Here is an 18,684-nt window from a genome sequence, read left to right as displayed (position 1 = left end):
CGGACCGCACACGGGGGTTGTCATCCGTTCTGCCGGGGGGCCTCTCGATCGAGTTGTTCGTTCAGGACGTGGGCGATGTGGGCCAGCACGGCGGGTTCGGTCATTGCGAGGTGGGTGGCGTCGATATCGATGTCGGTGATGTGGCCGCGGACCGCTGGTTCCCAGCCCTGGTGGCCGGTGGCGTCGGCGCGGCGTTCGCGAGTGGCGGTGAAGTACAGCATGTCGCTGTCGAGTACCCGGGGTTGCCAATCTGCGGCCGCCTGGATCGACTGGTTGTAGGCGTCGGTCATGCGCTGGATGAGGGTGGCGTCGATGCCGATCCCCTCCCCCAGGTTTTGTTCGATCAGTGCGGCGGCTTGTTCGGCGGTGGCGTCGGTGGGGACGAAATCGATACCCAGGACGGGGCCGAGGTTGGCGACCAGTTCCCCGGCGGTCACGGTGGTGACGGCGGAGCGGTCGAATCCGTCGGCTTCGGCGTCCAGCAGGGCCAGGAGCGCGACTTCTTCGCCGGCGGCGCGCATTTCGACGGCGATCGCGTGTGCGATCTGGCCGCCGAGGGACCAGCCGAGTAGGTGGTAGGGGCCGTGCGGCTGGACCTTGCGGATCTCGTCGAAGTACCGCTGGGCGGTGTCTTCGATGGTGGGGGTCTCGTGGCTGTCGCCGGTGAGTTGCGGTGCCTGGATTCCGTAGATGGGGCGGTCGGCGGTGAGGTATTCGCCGAGAGGGCGGTAGCTCCAGGCCAGGCCAGAAGCGGGGTGGATGCAGAACAGTGGTGGCCGCTGTCCGGTGGTGCGGATGGGTAGCAGGACTTCGAATCCGGGGGTGGTGGGTTCGGTGGTGGCGTGGCCGGTGCGCATCCCGGTTTCGATGCGTTTGGCGAGGTCGGTGGGCCGGGGGTCGGACAGGATCCAGCTGACGGGGACCTCGTAGTCGAGTTCCTTACGGAGTTCGCTGACGACCTGTACCGATTTGAGGGAGTTGCCGCCGAGGGCGTAGAAGTCGTCGTCGGCGCCGACGCGGTCGACGCCGAGGACGTGTCCGTAGGCGCGGGCGACTTCGCCTTCGAGCCAGGATTCGGGTGCCCGGAACTCCCCTACCTCGAATTCGGGTTCGGGGAGGCGTTTGCGGTCGAGTTTGCCGGAGGCGGTGAACGGTACGGTGTCGAGCACCATGACGGTGGTGGGCACCATGTAGCCGGGGAGTTCGGCGGCGGCGTGGGCGAGGACGGCGTCGGTGTCGACGGTGGCGCCGGCGGTGGGCACCAGGTAGGCGATGAGCCGGTCGCCGGTGCCGGAGGTGTGGACGGCGGCGATGGCGCGCGCGACGGTGGGGTGTTCGGCGAGGACGGCTTCGATTTCGCCGAGTTCGATGCGCAGGCCGCGGAGTTTGACCTGGAAGTCGTTGCGGCCCAGGTATTCGAGTTCGCCGGTGTGCAGGCGGCGGGCGCGGTCGCCGGTGTGGTACATGCGTTCGCCCTCGGTGAAGGGGTCGGGGACGAATCGTTGCGCGGTGAGGCCGGGTCGGGCGTGGTATCCGCGGGCGATCTGGTTGCCGGCGAGGTACAGGTCTCCTGCCACTCCGGGTGGGACGGGGCGTAGGCGGGTGTCGAGGATGTAGGCGCGGACGTTCCAGACCGGTGTGCCCATGGGGATGCTGCCGTCGTCGGTGTCGGTGACGTGGTGGGAGGTGGCGTGCAGGGTGAATTCGGTGGGGCCGTAGAGGTTGTGCAGTTCGGTGTGGGGCATGGCGCGGCGGGCGGCGGCGACTACGTCGGCGCCGAATGCTTCACCGCCGACGAGTAGTGCCCGCAGGGATGTCAGGGATTGTTCGGGTGCGGCGTCGGCGAAGGCGGCGAGCATGGACGGAACGAAGGAGGTGATGGTGATGTGCCGGTCGTCGATGATATGGGCGAGGTAGGCGGGGTCGGTGTGGCCGTCGGGTCGGGCGATGACGAGGCGGGCGCCGACGGCGAGGGTGGCGAACAGTTCCCACACCGAGACGTCGAAGGTGGCGGGGGTTTTCTGTAGGACGGTGTCGGCGGCGGTGAGCCGGTAGGTGCCGATGATCCAGTGCAATTGGTTGAGGACGGCGCTGTGCGGTACGGCGACGCCTTTGGGGCGGCCGGTGGAGCCGGAGGTGAACAGGACGTAGGCGGTGTTGTGGGGTCGTAGTGGGGCGTGGCGGTCGGTGTCGGTGACGGGGGTCTCGTCGTAGCCGGTGAGGTCGATGTCGTCGAGGGTGGTGAGGTCGACGACGGGGGCGGCGGTGGTGAGCATGTAGTCGATGCGGTCGGCGGGGTGGGTGGGGTCGATGGGGACGTATCCGCCGCCGGCGGCGTGGACGGCGTACATGGCGGTGACCTGGTCGAGGGATCGGGGCATGCGGAGTGCGACCAGGGTGTCGGGGCCGACGCCGCGGGTGATGAGCCAGCGGGCGAGGCGGTTGACGCGGGCGGCGAATTCGGCGTAGGTGAGGGTGTGGGGGCCGGATTCGACGGCGGGCCGGTCGGGGTGGGCGGTGGCGGCGCGGGTGAACAGGCCGGGGAGGGTTTCGTCGGGGTCGAGTGCGTGTTCGGTGGCGTTCCAGCGGTGCAGGACGGCGTCTCGTTCGGTGGTGTCGAGGAGGTCGACGTCGTGGATGTGTTGGGTGGGGTCGTCGGCGAGGGCGCGCAGGATCCGGTGGAGGCGGTCGGCTGTTGCGGTGGCGGTGGCGGGGTCGAACAGGTCGGTGGCGTAGGTGATGGTGCCGGTTATTCCGGTGGGTGCGCCGGTGTGGTCGTAGGTGTCGGAGACGGTGACCTGTAGGTCGAACAGGGAGGTCGCGGTGTCGGCTTCGACAGCGGTGGCGGTGAGTCCGGGGAGTTCGAATTCGGTGCCGGCCTGGTTCTGGAAGGCCAGCATCACCTGGAACAGGGGGTGGTGGGCGTGGGATCGGACGGGGTTGAGTTCTTGGACGAGGCGTTCGAAGGGGACGTCGGCGTGCCCGAAGGCGGCGAGGTCTGTGTCGCGGATGTGGTCGAGGAGTTCGGTGAAGGTCATGTGGCCGGTGAGGCGGGTGCGGAGGACGAGGGTGTTGACGAACATGCCGACGAGGTCGTCGAGTTCGGGTTCGCCGCGTCCGGCGTAGGGGGTGCCGATGGCGATGTCGTCGGTGGCGGCGAGCCGGCCGAGGGTGACGGCGAGGGCGGCGTGGAACACCATGAACAGGGTGGTGTTGTGGCTGCGCGCGGTTTTGTCGAGTGCGGCGTGCAGGTCGGCGTCGATGGTGAGTGGGAGGTTGGCGCCGGTGTAGGTCTGGGCCGGGGGCCGTGGGTGGTCGGTGGGGAGTTCGAGCAGTGGTGGCAGGTCGGCGAGTTGGGTGGTCCAGTAGTCGATTTGTGCGCGTAGCAGCGAGTCGGGGTCGTGTTCGGAGCCCAGGACGGTGTGCTGCCAGATGGCGTAGTCGGCGTATTGGACCGGTAGTGGTGTCCAGGCGGGTGGGCGGGCGTGGATTCGGGCCTGGTAGGCGGTCATCATGTCGCGGGCCAGTGGGGCCAGCGATGATCCGTCGCCGCAGATGTGGTGCAGGACCACGGCGAGGACCCAGGTGTCGGGTCCGGTCTGGTAGAGCCGGGCGCGTACCGGTACTTCGGTGGTGACGTCGAAGGTGGTGGCGACGAAGCCGGCGAGTGCGGCGGGTAGGTCGGTGTCGTCGGTGGGGATGGGGTGCAGGGGTGGTGTGGTGTGGTCGGCGGGGAGTACGACCTGGGCGGGTTCGCCGTCGGTGTGCGGGTAGTGGGTGCGCAGGATTTCGTGCCGGTCGATGACGTCGGTGAGGGCGTGGTGCAGGGCGTCGGTGTCGAGGTGGCCGGTGAGGCGGATGATGATGGGGATGCTGTAGGCGGCGGAGTCGGGTTCGAACCGGTTGAGGAACCACATGCGCTGCTGTGCGTAGGACAGCGGGATGTGCGGGGGCCGGGGTTGTGGGGTGAGGGCGAGGTGTCCGGTGTCGGCGTGGGATTCGGCGCGGGCGGCGAGTTTGGCGACGGTGGGTGCGTCGAAGATCATCGCGACCGGTACGGCTGCGTCGAGGGCGGCGCCGATGCGGGCGGCGACGCGGGTGGCGATGAGGCTGTTGCCGCCGAGTTCGAAGAAGTCGTCGTCGGCGCCGACGGCGCGGTCGAGGGCGAGGACGTCGGCGAAGATGCCGGCGACGATTTCTTCGACCGGGGAGGTGGGGGCGCGGAATTGTTTGGTTTGCAGGACGGGTTCGGGGAGGGCTTTGCGGTCGAGTTTGCCGTTGGGTGAGAGCGGGATCCGGTCGAGGACCATGATCGCGGCGGGCACCATGTAGGCGGGGAGGGTGTCGGTGAGTGCGGTGGTGAGGGCGTCGACGGCGATTTCGGCGCCGGGGGTGGCGACGATGTAGGAGACGAGGGTGGTGGGTCCGGTGCCGTCGCGGCGTGGGATGGTGACGGCGTAGGCGATATCGGGCTGGGCGCCGAGCGCGGTGTCGATTTCGCCGAGTTCGACGCGGTAGCCGCGGATTTTTACTTGGAAGTCGTTGCGGCCGACGAATTCGAGGTCGCCGTGGGTGTTCCAGCGGACGAGGTCGCCGGTGCGGTACATGCGGGTGCCGGGTTCGGCGTAGGGGCAGGCGGTGAATCGGGCGGCGTTGGTGGCGGGGCGGTTCAGGTAGCCGCGGGCCAGGGCGGGGCCGGCGAGATACAGTTCGCCGGTGACTCCGGTGGGTGCGGGCCGGAGTCGGTCGTCGAGGACCAGTGCTTGCATACCGGGTAGCGGGGTGCCGATGGTGGGTCGTTCGCCGGGGTGTACGGGGCGGGTGGCGGTGGCGACCATGGTGGTTTCGGTGGGTCCGTAGAGGACTCGGAATTCGCGGGTTCCGGCGTGGTCGGTGCCGGCCCACCGGTTGATGAGGTCGGCGGGGACTTCGTCGCCGCCGGACATGACGGTGTGGAGGTCGTCGAGTCCGGTGGGGTCGACGGAGGCGAGGGCGGCGGGGGTGACGAAGGCGTGGGTGATGCGGTGGGTGCGGAGGAATCGGGCGAGTTCGTCGCCGCCGTAGATGCCGGTGGGGGCGATGACGAGGGTGGCGGCGCGGCCGGCGGCGAGCAGGATTTCGAGGAGGGAGGCGTCGAAGGAGGGTGAGGCGAAGTGCAGGATGCGGTCGGTGTGGTGCGGTGGGGTGCCGCTGCGTTGGGCGGCGATGAAGTCGGCGGTTCCGGTGTGGGTGACGGCGACGCCTTTGGGGCGGCCGGTGGAGCCGGAGGTGAACACGATGTAGGCGGTGTCGGTGGCGTGTAGTGGCCGGATCCGGTCGGTGTCGGTGACGGGTTCGCCGGGTTCGTTGTCGATGCGCGTTTTTTCGGCCGGGGAGTCGAGTAGTAGCCAGTCGACGGTGCCGGGGAGTTGGGGGCGGGTGGTGGTGCGGGTGATGCCGAGGCCGGCGTGGGAGTCGGTGACCATCTGTTCGATCCGGGCGGAGGGATAGCGGGGGTCCACCGGGACGTAGGGTGCGCCGGTTTTGACGACGGCCCACCAGGCGATGATCGCTTCGGCGGTGCGGCCGGTGGCGACGAGGACTGGGTTGTCGGGTCCGGCGCCGCGCCGGATCAGTTGCCGCGCCAGCTGGTTGGATCGGGTGTCGAGTTGCTGGTAGGTGAGTTCGGTGTCGTCGGCGATGAGGGCGAGGCCGTGGGGGTTGTCGTGGACGGCGTCGGTGAATACGTCCGGGAGCAGGGTGGCCGGGCGGGGGCCGGTGGGGTGTGCGCCGACTCGGTTGGTCAGGTCGTGGTGTTCGGTGTCGTCGAGCCAGTCGATATCGCCGATGGTTGTCGTGGGGTCGGCGGTGACGGCTTCGAGGATGCGGTGCAGTCGCGCGGCGAATGTGTGGGCGGTGGTTTCGTCGAAGAGGTCGCGGGCGTAGGTGAGGGTTCCGGAGAGTCCGTTGGCCGCTCCCCCGTCGTCGTAGGTGTCGGCGAGGATCAGTTGCAGGTCGAATTGGGACAGTCCGGTGTCGGCGTCGGCGCGGGATACGGTGACGCCGGGGAGTTCGATGTCGGTGCCGGTGAGGTTTTGGAAGGCGAGCATCACCTGGAACAGGGGGTGGCGGTCGGCGGTGCGTTGCGGGTTGAGCTCTTCGACGACCCGTTCGAAGGGGACGTCGGCGTGTTCGAAGGCGGCGAGGTCGGTATCGCGGGTGCGGGTGAGGTGGTCGGTGAACGGTTCGCCGGTGTCGAGGGGGGTGCGCAGGGCGAGGGTGTTGACGAACATGCCGACGAGGTCGTCGAGGCCGGGTTCGCCGCGTCCGGCTATGGGGGTGCCGATGACGATATCGTCGCTGCCGCTGAGCCGGCCGAGGGTGGCGGCGAGGGCGGCGTGCATCACCATGAACAGGGAGGTGCCGTGGGTGTGGGCGAGTTCGCGTAGCCGGGTGTGCAGGCCGGTGTCGATGTCGATGGGGATGCGGCCGCCGGTGAGGGAGGCGACCGGTGGGCGGGGGCGGTCGGTGGGCAGGTCGAGTCGGTCGGGGGCGTCGGTGAGGGTGTCGCGCCAGTACCGCAGTTGGGTGGACAGGAGCGATTCGGGGTCGTCGGCAGCGCCGAGGACGTCTCGTTGCCAGAGTGCGTAGTCGGCGTATTGGACGGGTAGGGGCTGCCAGTGGGGTGCGTGGCCGGCGGCGCGGGCCGCGTAGGCGGTGACGACGTCGCGGGCCAGTGGGCCCATGGATTGTCCGTCGCCGGCGATGTGGTGGACGACGAGGACGAGCATGTATTCGCCGGTGCCGAGGTCGAACAGTCCGATGCGGAGTGGGACTTCGGTGGTGACGTCGAAACCGGTGCGGATGAACGCGGTCACGGTGTCGGTGAGGGTTGCGGGGTCGGCGGGGACGGTGTGCAGGGGTGGTTCGGGGTCGGTCAGGATTTGTTGCCGGGGTTCGCCGGCGGTTTCGGGGTAGATGGTGCGCAGCACTTCGTGGCGGGCGGTGACGTCGGTGAGTGCGGCGCGCAGTGCGGCGGTGTCGAGGTGGCCGGTGAGGCGCAGCATCACGGGGATGTTGTAGGCGGCCGATTGGGGTTCGAACCGGTTGAGGAACCACATGCGCTGCTGGGCCAGCGACAGCGGGATGGGTTCGGGGTGGGGGCGGGCGGTGAGCGGTATGCGGTGGCCGCCGCGCTGGGTGGTGGTGTGGTGGGCGAGGTCGGCAACGGTGGGGGCTTCGAACAGGACGCGGACCGGTATCCGGATATCGAGGGCGGCGCCGATGCGGGCCACGGCCAGCGAGGCGCTGAGCGAGTCGCCGCCGAGGGCGAAGAAGTTGTCGTCGGCGCCGACCTGGTGGACGTCGAGGACTTGGGCGTAGGTGTCGGCGACGAGTTTTTCGGCCGGTGTGGCGGGGGCGCGGTATTCGCGGGTGGTGAATACCGGTTCGGGGAGGCGGTCGCGGTCGAGTTTGCCGTGGGCGGTCAGCGGTACGTCGTCGAGGACGATGATCGCGGCGGGGACCATGTAGGTGGGGAGTGCGTCGGCGAGTGCGTCGGTGAGTGTTTCGACCGATACGGTCGCCTCCGGTGCGGGTACCACATAGGACACCAGTCGTGCCGGGCCTCCGTCGCCGGTGTGGGCGAGGGTGGTGGCGAAGGTGATGTCGGGGCGGGCCGACAGGACGGCGTCGATTTCGCCGAGTTCGACGCGGGAGCCGCGGACTTTGACCTGGAAGTCGTTGCGGCCGACGAATTCGAGGTCGCCGCCGGGGTTGCGGCGGACGATATCGCCGGTGCGGTACATGCGGGCGCCGTCGGGGGCGAACGGGCAGGCGATGAACCGGGCGGCGGTCAGTCCGGGCCGGTCGATATAGCCTTCGGCCAGGCCGGGCCCGAACAGGTACAGTTCGCCGGTTGCGCCGTTCGGGACGGGCCGTAGCCAGGTGTCGAGGACGGTGGCGGCGACGGGGCCGACGGGGCGGCCGATGCCGATGGGTGCGGTGGTGACCAGTTCGCCGGCGGTGGCCCAGATGGTGGTTTCGCTGGGGCCGTAGAGGTTGATCATGGTGCGGCCGGGTGCCCATCGTTCGACCAGTTCCGGGCCGACGGGTTCGCCGGCGGTGGCCAGGACCCGTAGGCCGGGGAGGTCGTCGGTGGGGATGGTGGCCAGGGCGGACGGTGTGATCACCGCGTGGGTGATGTGTTCGCGGCGGATGAGGTCGGCGAGTTCGCGGCCGCCGTACACGTCGGGGGGTGCGATGACCAGTCGTGCGCCGGACCCGTGTGCCATGAGCAGTTCGAACAGGTTGGCGTCGAAACTGGGGGACGCGACTTGCAGGACCGTGGAGTTTTCGTCGACGTGCAGTGTGCGGTGTTGGGCGGCGACGACGTCGGTGAGGGCGCGGTGGCCGACGAGGACACCTTTGGGGGTGCCGGTGGAGCCGGAGGTGTAGATGACGTAGGCGTTGCGGTCGGGGTGCAGGGCGGTGCCGCGGTCGGTGTCGGTGATGGGTTGCGGTGATTCGGCGGCCAGGTTGCGGCGGTCCGGTTCGTTGTCGACGATGAGCCAGTCGATGCCGTCGGGCAGGTTCGGTGTGGTGGCGGTATCGGTGATGCCGAGTTGTGCTGCCGAATCCGACAGCAGGAATTCGATCCGCCCGGCGGGCAGGTTCGGGTCGATCGGGACGAACGGGGTGCCGGCTTTGGCGGCGGCCCACAGCGCGACGACCCCGTGCAGGGATCGTGGGAGCGCGATCGCGGTGATCCGGTCGGGGTGGGCGCCGCGGCGCAGCAGGGCGCGGGCGAGCCGGTTGGATTGTTCGTCGAGTTCTCGGTAGGTGAGGGTTGTTCCACCGTAGTGGGCGGCGACGGCGCCGGGCGTGGCGGCGGCGGTGGCGGTGAGGATGCCGGCGAGGGTGTCCGGGGTGTGGTGGGCGGTGTCGGGGTGGGTGGGCGCGGGTGCGCCGGGTAGTGCGAGCGTGCCGAGGCGGGTGGCGGGTTCGCGGGCGATGCGGGTCAGGGCGTCGACGAAGCGGGTGAGGATGTGGTAGGCGCGGGTGGCGTCGAATTCGCCGGTGAGGAAACGGAGACTGATTCGCAGGCCGGGTGAGCCGTCGCCGGTGGGGGCGACGACCAGGCTCAGTGGGAACGGGGTGGCGTCGACGCCGGTGATATCGCCGACGCGCAGGCCCGCGGAGTCGACGAGTTGCTGCAGGGCGGGACGGTCGACGGGGAACGATTGGTATGCGATGGCGGTATCGAACAGTTCGGTGACGCCGGCGCTGCGCTGGATTTCGGGCAGCCCGATGTAGTGGTGGTCGAGCATGCGGGCGTGCTGTTCCTGGATGCCGGTCAGCAGGTCGTGCAGTGTCTGCGCCGGGTCGAGCCGGACCCGGACCGGGATGGTGTTGAGGAACATGCCGAGGGCGCGGTCCACATCCGGTAGTTCGGGGGGCCGGCCCGATACCGCGGAACCGAAGATCACGTCGGTGTCGCCGGTGAGGACGCGCAGGTTCAGTGCCCAGGCCGCGGCGATCGCCGTGTTGACGGTGACGGCGGTATCGGCGGCGACCTCGCGCAGCGCGCTGTGGAGGTCGGCGGGCAGGTCGGCGTTCACCTCGGCGGCGGGGCCGGCGGCGCCGGTGCCGCGGGCGACGCGGGTCGGGGAATCCACGTCCGCGTATTCGTGCGCCCAGGCGGCTTTGGAGGTGGCCGGGTCTTGGCGTCGCAGCCAGGTCAGGTAGTCGCGGTAGGAGGGTGCGGGTCCGGTGGTGCCGATCCGTTCGGGTGCACCGTAGTTTTCGAGGAGTTCACCCATGAGCAGCGGCATGGACCAGCCGTCGAGGATCACGTGATGGTTGGTGACCAGTAGCCGGTGCACGCCGGGTTCGAGGTGGAGCAGGGTGAACCGGATGAGTGGTGGCGCGGTCAGGTCGAATCCGGTGGCGGCGTCGGCGGCGGCGATATCGGTGGCCGGGCGGGGGTCGGTGGTGAGGTCGATTTCCCGGAAGTCGGTGTCGGCGTGGCGGAGGACGATCTGGCGGGGTCCGGCGGTGGTTTCGGTGAATGCCGCGCGCAGGATGTCGTGACGGTCGATCAGTGCCTGGGTGGCGCGGTGCAGGCGGCCGGTGTCGATCTCGCCGGTGAGGTCGATGGCGGTTTGGACGGTGTAGTTGTCGGCGGTGCGGGTGTGTGTGTCGCCGGTGAAGGTGGAGTGGAAGTGGATACCGGATTGCATCGGCGACAACGGCCACACGTCGGCCAGGCCGGGATATTCACGGCGCAGGGCGGCGGTCTCGGAGTCGTCGAGTGCGATGAGCGGGGATCTCGTGTCGTCGGTGTCGGTGGCGGGGGTGTCGCGGCGGGCGGTGGCGGCGAGCGCGGCAGGCGTTTTGCCTTCGAACACTTCGCGGGGGGTGAGGATGAGCCCGGCGGCTTTGGCGAGGGCGACCAGGCGCATGGAGACGATACTGTCGCCGCCGAGGGCGAAGAAGTTGCTGTCGGCGGATACGTTGGCGCTGTCCACGTTCAGGACCTGCGCGAACAGGTCGGCGATGAGCTGTTCGGCGGGGTCGGCGGGAGCCCGGCCGGTGGTGTCGGGGGCGGTGAATTCGTAGTGTTGCAGTGCTTTCCGGTCGATTTTTCCGGTGGCGGTGACCGGCATCCGGCCGAGTTCCACGATCGCGGCGGGGTTCATGTAGTGGGCGAGGGTGCGGTCGAGTTGGTTGTGTAGTGCGGTCGTGTCCAGGGTTGCTCCGGGTGCGGCGACGACATAGGACACCAGGATCGGTTCGCCGGTGGGGCCGGTGCGGGTGACGGTGGCGGCGCCGGCCACGGCCGGGTGGCGGGTGAGTTCGGTGTCGATCTCTCCCGGTTCGATGCGCAGGCCGTGGATTTTGACCTGTTGATCGGTACGGCCCAGATATTCCAGTTCGGGTCCGGTGCGGCCGGGTATCCAGCGCACGGCGTCGCCGGTGCGGTAGAGGCGTTCACCGTGGGCGGCGTGCGGGTCGGCGACGAAACGGGCGGCGGTGGTGGCGGGCCGGCCGGCATAGCCGTGCGCGAGGCCCGGTCCGCCGAGGTACAGCTCTCCGGCGACCCCGGCCGGTACCGGTCGTAGCCACATATCGAGGACGGCTACCGAGACGCCGCGGATGGGGCCGCCGATCGTAACCGGTTCCCTGGGCTGTAGGGCGGTGGATCCGGTGGCCCAGATGGTGGTTTCGGTCGGGCCGTAATGGTTCATCAGCCGCCGGCCGGGCGCCCACCGGTTCACGGTGTCGGTGCCGGTGGCTTCACCGACGACGGCGATCGTGGTGAGGTCCGGTAGCCGCGCCGGGTCCATGGTGTTCAGTACGGACGGGGTGATGATGGCGTGGGTGACGTGTTCGCTGCGCAGCAGTTCGGTCAGGTCTGGGCCGCCGTACACGTCGGGGGGTGCGATCAGCAGGCAGGCGCCGTTGCCGTGTGCCAGTAGCAGTTCCGAGACGCTGGCGTCGAAACCGGGTGAGGCGACCTGTAGCACCGTGGATGTGGTGTCCGCGCCGAAGGCGTCGGTGTGGGCGGCGACGATGTCGGCCAGGCCGCGGTGGGGCACCTGCACCGCTTTCGGGGTGCCGGTGGAGCCGGAGGTGAAGATGAGGTAGGCGGTGCCGGCGGGTGTGGCGGGTTGTGCGGGTGCCGGCGGCGGGGTGTGGGGGGTGTCGTCGAGGGTCAGCCAGTCGACGGTGCCGGGTAGGTGTGCGGCGGTGGGGCCGGTGGTGACGCCCAGGGTGCTGCCTGCATCCGTGAGCATCCGGGCGAGCCGTTCGGTGGGGTTGGCGGGATCGAGGGGGATGAACGCGGCACCGGTGTGCGCGACTGCCCAGATCGCGACGACCAGGTCGATCGATCGCGGGAGTGCCAGGGCGACGAATGTTTCGGGGCGGGCGCCGTGGCCGGTGAGCCGGGCGGCGAGGTCGCCGGCGCGTTGCTGCAGTTCCCGGTAGGTGAGGGTGGTGTCGCCGGATCGTACGGCGGCCGCGTCCGGGTACCGGTCGGCGGTGGCGGTGAGGATGTCGTGGAGGGTGCGTTCGGGGACCGCGGGCCCGCCGGTGGCCGGTAGCGGTTCACCGGGGTCGTGGCCGGGGGTGATGGCGGCGGTGCGGGTGCCGGGGTCGGTGACCAGCCGGGTGAGGATCTGTTCGAATTGCCGGAGCACGGCGGTGGCCTGTTCGGTGTCGAACCGGTCGGTGGCGTAGCGCAGGGTGACCGTGTAGGCGCCGGGGTCGTCGTCGCCGGTGGGGCGCGGCGGGGTGACTTGCAGGCTCAGCGGGTAGGGGGTGGCGTCCTGGGCGTCGAGGTCGATCAGTTGCAGTCCGGCGGCGGCGAGGTCGCGGGCGAGGCCTTCCCGGTCCAGTGGATAGGATTCCAGCACCGTGACGGTGTCGAACATATCGGCGATTCCGGTGGCGCGCTGCAGTTCCGCCAGACCGATATGGCGGTGTTCGAGCATCGCGGCCTGTTCGGACTGCACCCGGGTAAGCAGGTCGCCGACGGTTTCGCGGGGGTCGAGCCGGACCCGGACGGGCAGGGTATTGATGAACAGGCCCACCATGTGTTCGACGCCGAGGAGTTGCGGCGGCCGGTGCGAGACCGTATTGCCGAACACCACATCGGATGTTCCGGTGCGGGTGGCGAGCAGCATCGCCCACGCCACCTGGATGGCGGTGCCGGCGGTGACGCCGTGGGAGCGGCCCAGATCGAGCACTGCGGCGGCGGTGGCGGGGTCGAGGTCGAGTCCGGCCTCACCGCTGGGTGCGCTGCCGGTGCGGTCCGGGCGGCCGGTGACCCGGGTCGGGTGCTCGACCCCGGCCAGCATCCGCTGCCAGGCGGCGGTGGCGGCGGCGTCGTCCTGGGTGTGCAGCCACTGCAGGTAGTCCCGGAACGATCGGGGGGCTGCGAGCTCGCCGCCGTCACCGTCGTTGGTGTACAGCACGAGCAGTTGGTGGATCAGCAGCGGCATCGACCAGCCGTCCAGCACGAGGTGATGGTTGGTGATCAACAGCCGGTATTCGCTCGTGCCGGTTCGCAGGAGCTGGAACCGCAGCAGCGGCGGGCGGGCGGGGTCGAACGGTGCCGCCGCTTCGGTGGTGCGGCGCCTGAGTTCGCGGTCGCGGGCGGCGGGGTCGTGGCCGCGGAGGTCGGTGACGCGCCAGTCGGCCCGGACACCGTGCAGCACGATCTGGCGGGGGCCGTCTGCTGTTTCGACGAATGCGGTGCGCAGGCTGTCGTGGCGGTCGATCAGTGTTTGCGCGGCCTGACGCATGCGCTGCTGGTCCACCTCGCCGGCCAGGGTCAGTGTCGCCTGCACGATGTAGCTGTCGTCGCCGTCACGGTCGTAGCGGGTGTGGAACAGCAGCCCGGTCTGCAGCGCCGTCAACGGCCACACATCGGTCATTGCCGGGAATTCCCGCGACCAGCCGTCGATAACGTCCTGTGTGACCGGGACCAGCGGGAAATCGGACGGGGTGAACCCGCCGGCGGGTTCGGTGTGCAGATGCGCGGCCAGGCCGTGCAGGGCCGCCGCCCACAGGTCGGCCAATTCCGCTATCTCGCCGGCGGATACGATGTTCTGCGCGAACTCCCAGGTGGCGTCCAGTTCGAGGCCGTCGGGGCCGGCTTCGGCGATCGCGTTCACGTCCAGGACCGCGGGCAGCGCCATCCGCGGATCCGTGGTCGCGGTCAGCGAGGTGAATTCGGTGGTGGGTGTCCACGCCCCCGAGTGGTCGCGGACACCCACCCGCCCCAGATAGTTGAAACTGATCTGGGGTTCCGGCGTGCTCCCGAGTTCAGCGCTGCCCACGGGGTCGAGGTAACGCAGCATCCCGTAGCCGATCCCGTTGTCGGGGACCGCGCGCAGTTGTTCCTTCACCTGTTTGATCGCCGACCCCGCGGCGGGGCCGCCGGCGAAGGCGTCGTCGAGGTCGACGCCGGACATTTCGAGCCGGACCGGGAACCGGGTGGTGAACCAGCCGACGGTGGCGCTGAGGTCTGCGCCGGGTACGGCCTGCTCTTCGCGGCCGTGGCCTTCCAGCGAGATCAGTTCCGGTCCGGCGGGATCGCCGCCGCGGCGGTTGCGCCATTGCGCCAGCGCCAGCGCCAGCGCTGCCAGCAGTGGGTCGTTGGCGCTGCCGTGGAACCGGGCCGGGAGGGTGGTGAGCACGGCTTCGGTGATATCGGCCGGGATCCGTAACCGGATCCGGCCGGCGCCGGCCATGACATCTCGTTCGGGGTCCAGTGGCCGCGACCCGAGTAGCCGTTCACCGCCGGCGAGGACCTCGCGCCAGTGCGGGAGTTCGGCTGGGCGCCGCGCGGCGGCTCGTTCGGTCAGTCCGTGGACCCAGCGCCGCACCGAGGTGGTGCCGGCGCCGGGTTGCGGGTCCTCACCGGTGGACACCTGCAGCCAGGTGTGGGCGAGGTCGGCGAGCAGGATCCGCCACGACACCGCGTCGACGGCGAGGTGATGGACCACCAGCCACAGCAGGTCCGGGCCTGTGCCGGCGCCGTCCTGCATGCGGACGGCCTGCACCAGCACACCGGTGGCGGGGTCGAGGCGGTCCGCGGCCGCCTGTAGCTGCCGGTCGACCTCGGTGGCGTCGCGGTCGGGCAGGGTCGTGTGGGTGAGTACGGTGGCGGCGTCGACGCTGCCGGGGGCCGCGACGTCGAGGCGGTGGTCGCCGGAGGCGGTGCGGTGCAGGGTCGCGCGCAGCATGTCGTGGCGGTCCAGCAGGGTCTGCAGGGCGCGTACGAGATGGCCGGGGTCGATCCGGTCGGGTAGTTCGACGAGGGTGGCCTGCGCGAACCGGTCGTAGTGTCCGCGGTCGAGCATGGCGTGCACGATCGGTGCGAGCGGGATCGGGCCGGTGCCGCCGCCGGGGAGTTCGCGTAGTTGCGGGGCGCCGCCGGCTTCGGTGGCCATGGCGGCCAAGGCGGCGACGGTTTTGTGTTCGAACACGTCTTGGGTGGAGAAGCCCAGGCCGACGGCTTTGGCGCGGGCCACCAGCTGGATCGACAGGATACTGTCGCCGCCGAGGGCGAAGAAGCTGTCGTCGGCGCCGACTTGCGGGACGCCGAGGATCTCGCTGAACAGGCCGGCCATCAGGATTTCGCGGGCGGTTTCGGGGGCGCGCCCGGCCGGGGCGGCCCCGAATTCCGGTTCCGGTAGCGCGGCGCGGTCGAGTTTGCCGAACGCGTTCACCGGCAGCCGGTCCAGCGGCATGATCACCGCCGGCACCATATGCGGCGGCAGGGATTCGCGGGCGAATCGTTGTAGTTGCGCCGGGTCGGCGCGGTGGTCGTCGACGGGGACGACGTAGGAGGCCAGGACGGTGGCGCCGGCGTTGTTGTGCACCGGGACGGTGACCGACAGGTCGACATCGGGATGGGCGGTGAGGGCGGCGTCGATTTCGCCGGGTTCGATCCGGTAGCCGCGGATCTTGACCTGGAAGTCGCTGCGTCCCAGCAGTTCCAGCGACACCCCGGAATCCTGGATGGTCCAGCGGGCGAGGTCGCCGGTGCGGTACATGCGTTGCCCGCGGCCGCTGTAGGGGTCGGCGACGAACCGGGCCGCGGTGTCGGTGAACCGCCGGTTGTAGCCGCGGGCCAGGCCGGGCCCGGTCAGATACAGTTCTCCGGCGGTGCCGGCCGGTACCGGTTGCAGTGCCCGGTCCAGCACCATTGCCGCCACGCCGCGGACGGGGCCGCCGACGGTGAGGTCGTGGCCGGGCCGGATCCGGGCGCCGGCGGCGGTCACGGTGGTCTCGGTGGGCCCGTATTCGTTGAACATCGCGCAGTGCGCCGACCACCGTTCGATCACATGGGGCGGGCATACGTCGCCGCCGACGACCACCACCTGCAGGTCGGTCAGTGGATGCGGGTCCACGGTCGCCAGCATCGCCGGTGTCAATGTCAGGTGGGTGATGTGCCGGTCGGCCAGCAGTTGGGTGAGCCGGTCGCCGCCGATCACCTCCGGCGGTACCACCACCAGTGTGGCGCCGTTGCCGAAACAGGTCAGGAACTGTTCGAAGGATGCGTCGAAGGCCGGTGAGAGGGCGTAGGAGACCTGCGAGCGCGGGTTCATACCGTAGGTGTCGCTGCGGTCGGTGATGAGATTGGCCAGGCCGCGGTGGGTGACCTGCACGCCTTTGGGCGTTCCGGTGGAACCGGAGGTGTAGGTGATGTAGGCGAGGTCGGCTACTCGCAGCGGGCGGAGGCGGTCGGTGTCGGTGACGGGCCCGTCGTCGCTGACCGCGCAGCCCTGCCGGGTCGCGGGGTCGTCGAGGATCAGGACCGGCGCGGTGTCCGGTAGCCGGTCGCGGAGCGCGTCGAGAGTGATCACCACCCGGGCGTCGCTGTCGGCGACCATATGCTCGATACGTTTCGCCGGATAGTCCGGATCGATCTGTACGATCGCGGCCCCGCATTTCGCGACCGCCCACGCCGCGACGATCGACTCCGCCGACCGGTGCAGCGTGATCGCGACCGCTGTTCCCGGCCCGCATCCGCGGCCGATCAGGTACCGCGCGAGCTGTGACGAACGGGTGTCGAGGTCGCGGTAGGTGAGCGTGTCGGTGGTTGTGGTGACCGCGGTTGCGGTGAGGTCGCGGTGCGCGCCGGCGGTGAGGATATCGGGTAGCAGCCGGTCGCCGGTGCTTTCCGGGCCGCGTACGGGCAGCAGCGCGGTCCGTTCCGCCGGTTCCAGCAGCGGCAGGGTGCTGACGGGGTGTTCCGGCCCGCCGGCGAGGAATTCGTGCAGGAACATCAGGAACCGGGCGTGGTGGGTGGCGAGTTCGTCGCCGCTGTAGATGTTCGGGTTGCCTTGGAAATCGATCTGGGTGCTGTCGCGGCCCGCGCCGGGATAGATGTTGACGAAAAGGTCAGCGGTGGGGCCCGAGGTCAGCACATGTAACCGGCCGGTGGTGGAGCCGAGCACGATCTCGTTGTCGACCATCATGAGGTTGACCGCCGGCCCGAACGACGCGGTTTCGTCGCGGGCGATCCCCATATCGTGGAATATGTCTTCCTGCCGGTAGCGTTGCCGGCGCAGTGCACTGGTCAGCTCGCTTTGCACGAGGTCGATGACGTCGCCGGTGTCGCGGCCGGCGACGGGGACTCGCAGCGGCACCACATTGGCGACCATCCCGCCGGACCGTCGCAGCACTGCGGAGTGCCGGCCGGAGACCGGCAGGCTCAGTAGCACTTCGTCACTGCCGGTCATCCGGGCGAGGTAGGTGGCGAATGCGGCGACGACGACGGGTGTGACGCTGGTTCCGCGGTCGGTGACGACCCGGTCCAGCAGTCGGGCGGTGTTTTCGGGGAGGTCGGCGCTGACGAGAGCCGGGTGGATGGTGGGTTTTCCGACGCGGCCCGCGAGGCTGACGACGGGTGGGGCGCCGTCGAGGTGCTCGGTCCAATAGTTGCGGTCGTTGTCGAATCGTGGCGAACCCCGGTAGGCCAGATCCTGGTCGACGATTTCGCTGAGGTCTTTCGCCGAGGAGTCGGGTGCCTGCTCCCCCGCCCGCCACGCGTTGTACAGCTCGGTGATCCGCTGCAGCATGGTGACCGCGGCGAATCCGTCGAGCACGATATGGTGGGCGCGCTGATACCACAGGTAGTGGTCGGGGCCGACCTGGAAGACAACGCATTTCATCAGGCGGTCGCTGTGCAGATCCAGGGGGGCGGAATAGTCGCGGACCATCAGGTCGTGTGCGGTGGCCACCGGGTCGTCGTATCCGCGCAAGTCCAGCACCGACACCGGTGAGGGCAGTCTTTCGTCGACGAACTGATACGGTTCGCCCTCGATCTCGGCCAGTCGTACGTAGGCGGAGCCGAACTCGTGGCCCGCGGTCTCGCACGCTGCCACGAGGACATCGATATCGAGCGCGCCGGCGATTTCGACATACTGCGCCACCGAGATCGGGGACGAACCGGCCAGGTGCTGGGCGAACCAGATCCCTCGCTGTGCCGCGGACAGGCGCAGCGCACCACCGGGCCGCGGTCCCGGCCCGGCGCCGTTGCCGTTGCCGTTGCCGTTGTGCGAGCGTGCGCTGTTACCGGGGACCTCCGCCGCGCCGCCCGGCGCGGAAACCGACTGCTCCCGGCTGCTGTCGAGGTTGCGCTTGGACTGGGTCACCTGACCTCCATGGATTTCGTCATTTCGCGGGCTGTCCGACAGGTCGGACAGCCCCTCCACCACAAAGAACGTGAATCACTCCGGAAATGTGAAGCGAAATTTATCGAAATGGCATCGAATGCCGCCGATGCGGAATTGGTTCGCGATTTATGCGGCTTTCGGAAGTGCCGAATAATTTGTGGTCGATCCGTGATGAATCACCTGCGAGTATCGAGACCGGACGGTTACCGATTTCGTGTAGAAGGCCGACGGGAATTATCGGCGGCCGGGATCGCGGCCGGCCGGCCGGTCATCGGCGCGGACGGCAGCAAAACCGAAAGGGCGCGTTTCCGGCGGGCCAGATGCTCCTCGGGCAGACTCCCGGAAGACCCGGTGCGCTCCGGCGGTGCCGTACGCACACATTCGCTCCTGCTGCCCGGTGGGCAGCAGGTTCGCAGGTCACAGTGGTGTCTCGGCCCCGAGGCGGGTGCGGCGAGCAGGAAGCGGACCGTAGTGGAATTCATTGGTTGCACTGGATCGCCTTCTCGGA

At 69.5% G+C, this 18,684-nt stretch carries 1 protein-coding gene; it reads right to left on the bottom strand.

The window, feature by feature from the left end:
• Positions 1 to 20: 20 nt before the first annotated feature.
• Complete coding sequence (locus IU448_RS02425; RefSeq protein ID WP_195053830.1) at positions 21 to 18,155, bottom strand: amino acid adenylation domain-containing protein; 18,135 nt, start codon at positions 18,153 to 18,155, stop codon at positions 21 to 23.
• Between the last annotated feature and the right edge of the window lie 529 nt (positions 18,156 to 18,684).

Source organism: Nocardia flavorosea, from assembly GCF_015477805.1.
Lineage (GTDB): Bacteria > Actinomycetota > Actinomycetes > Mycobacteriales > Mycobacteriaceae > Nocardia > Nocardia flavorosea_A.
The sequence above is the reverse complement of the archived record's forward strand: the minus strand, read 5'-3'. Positions and strand labels throughout refer to the sequence as shown.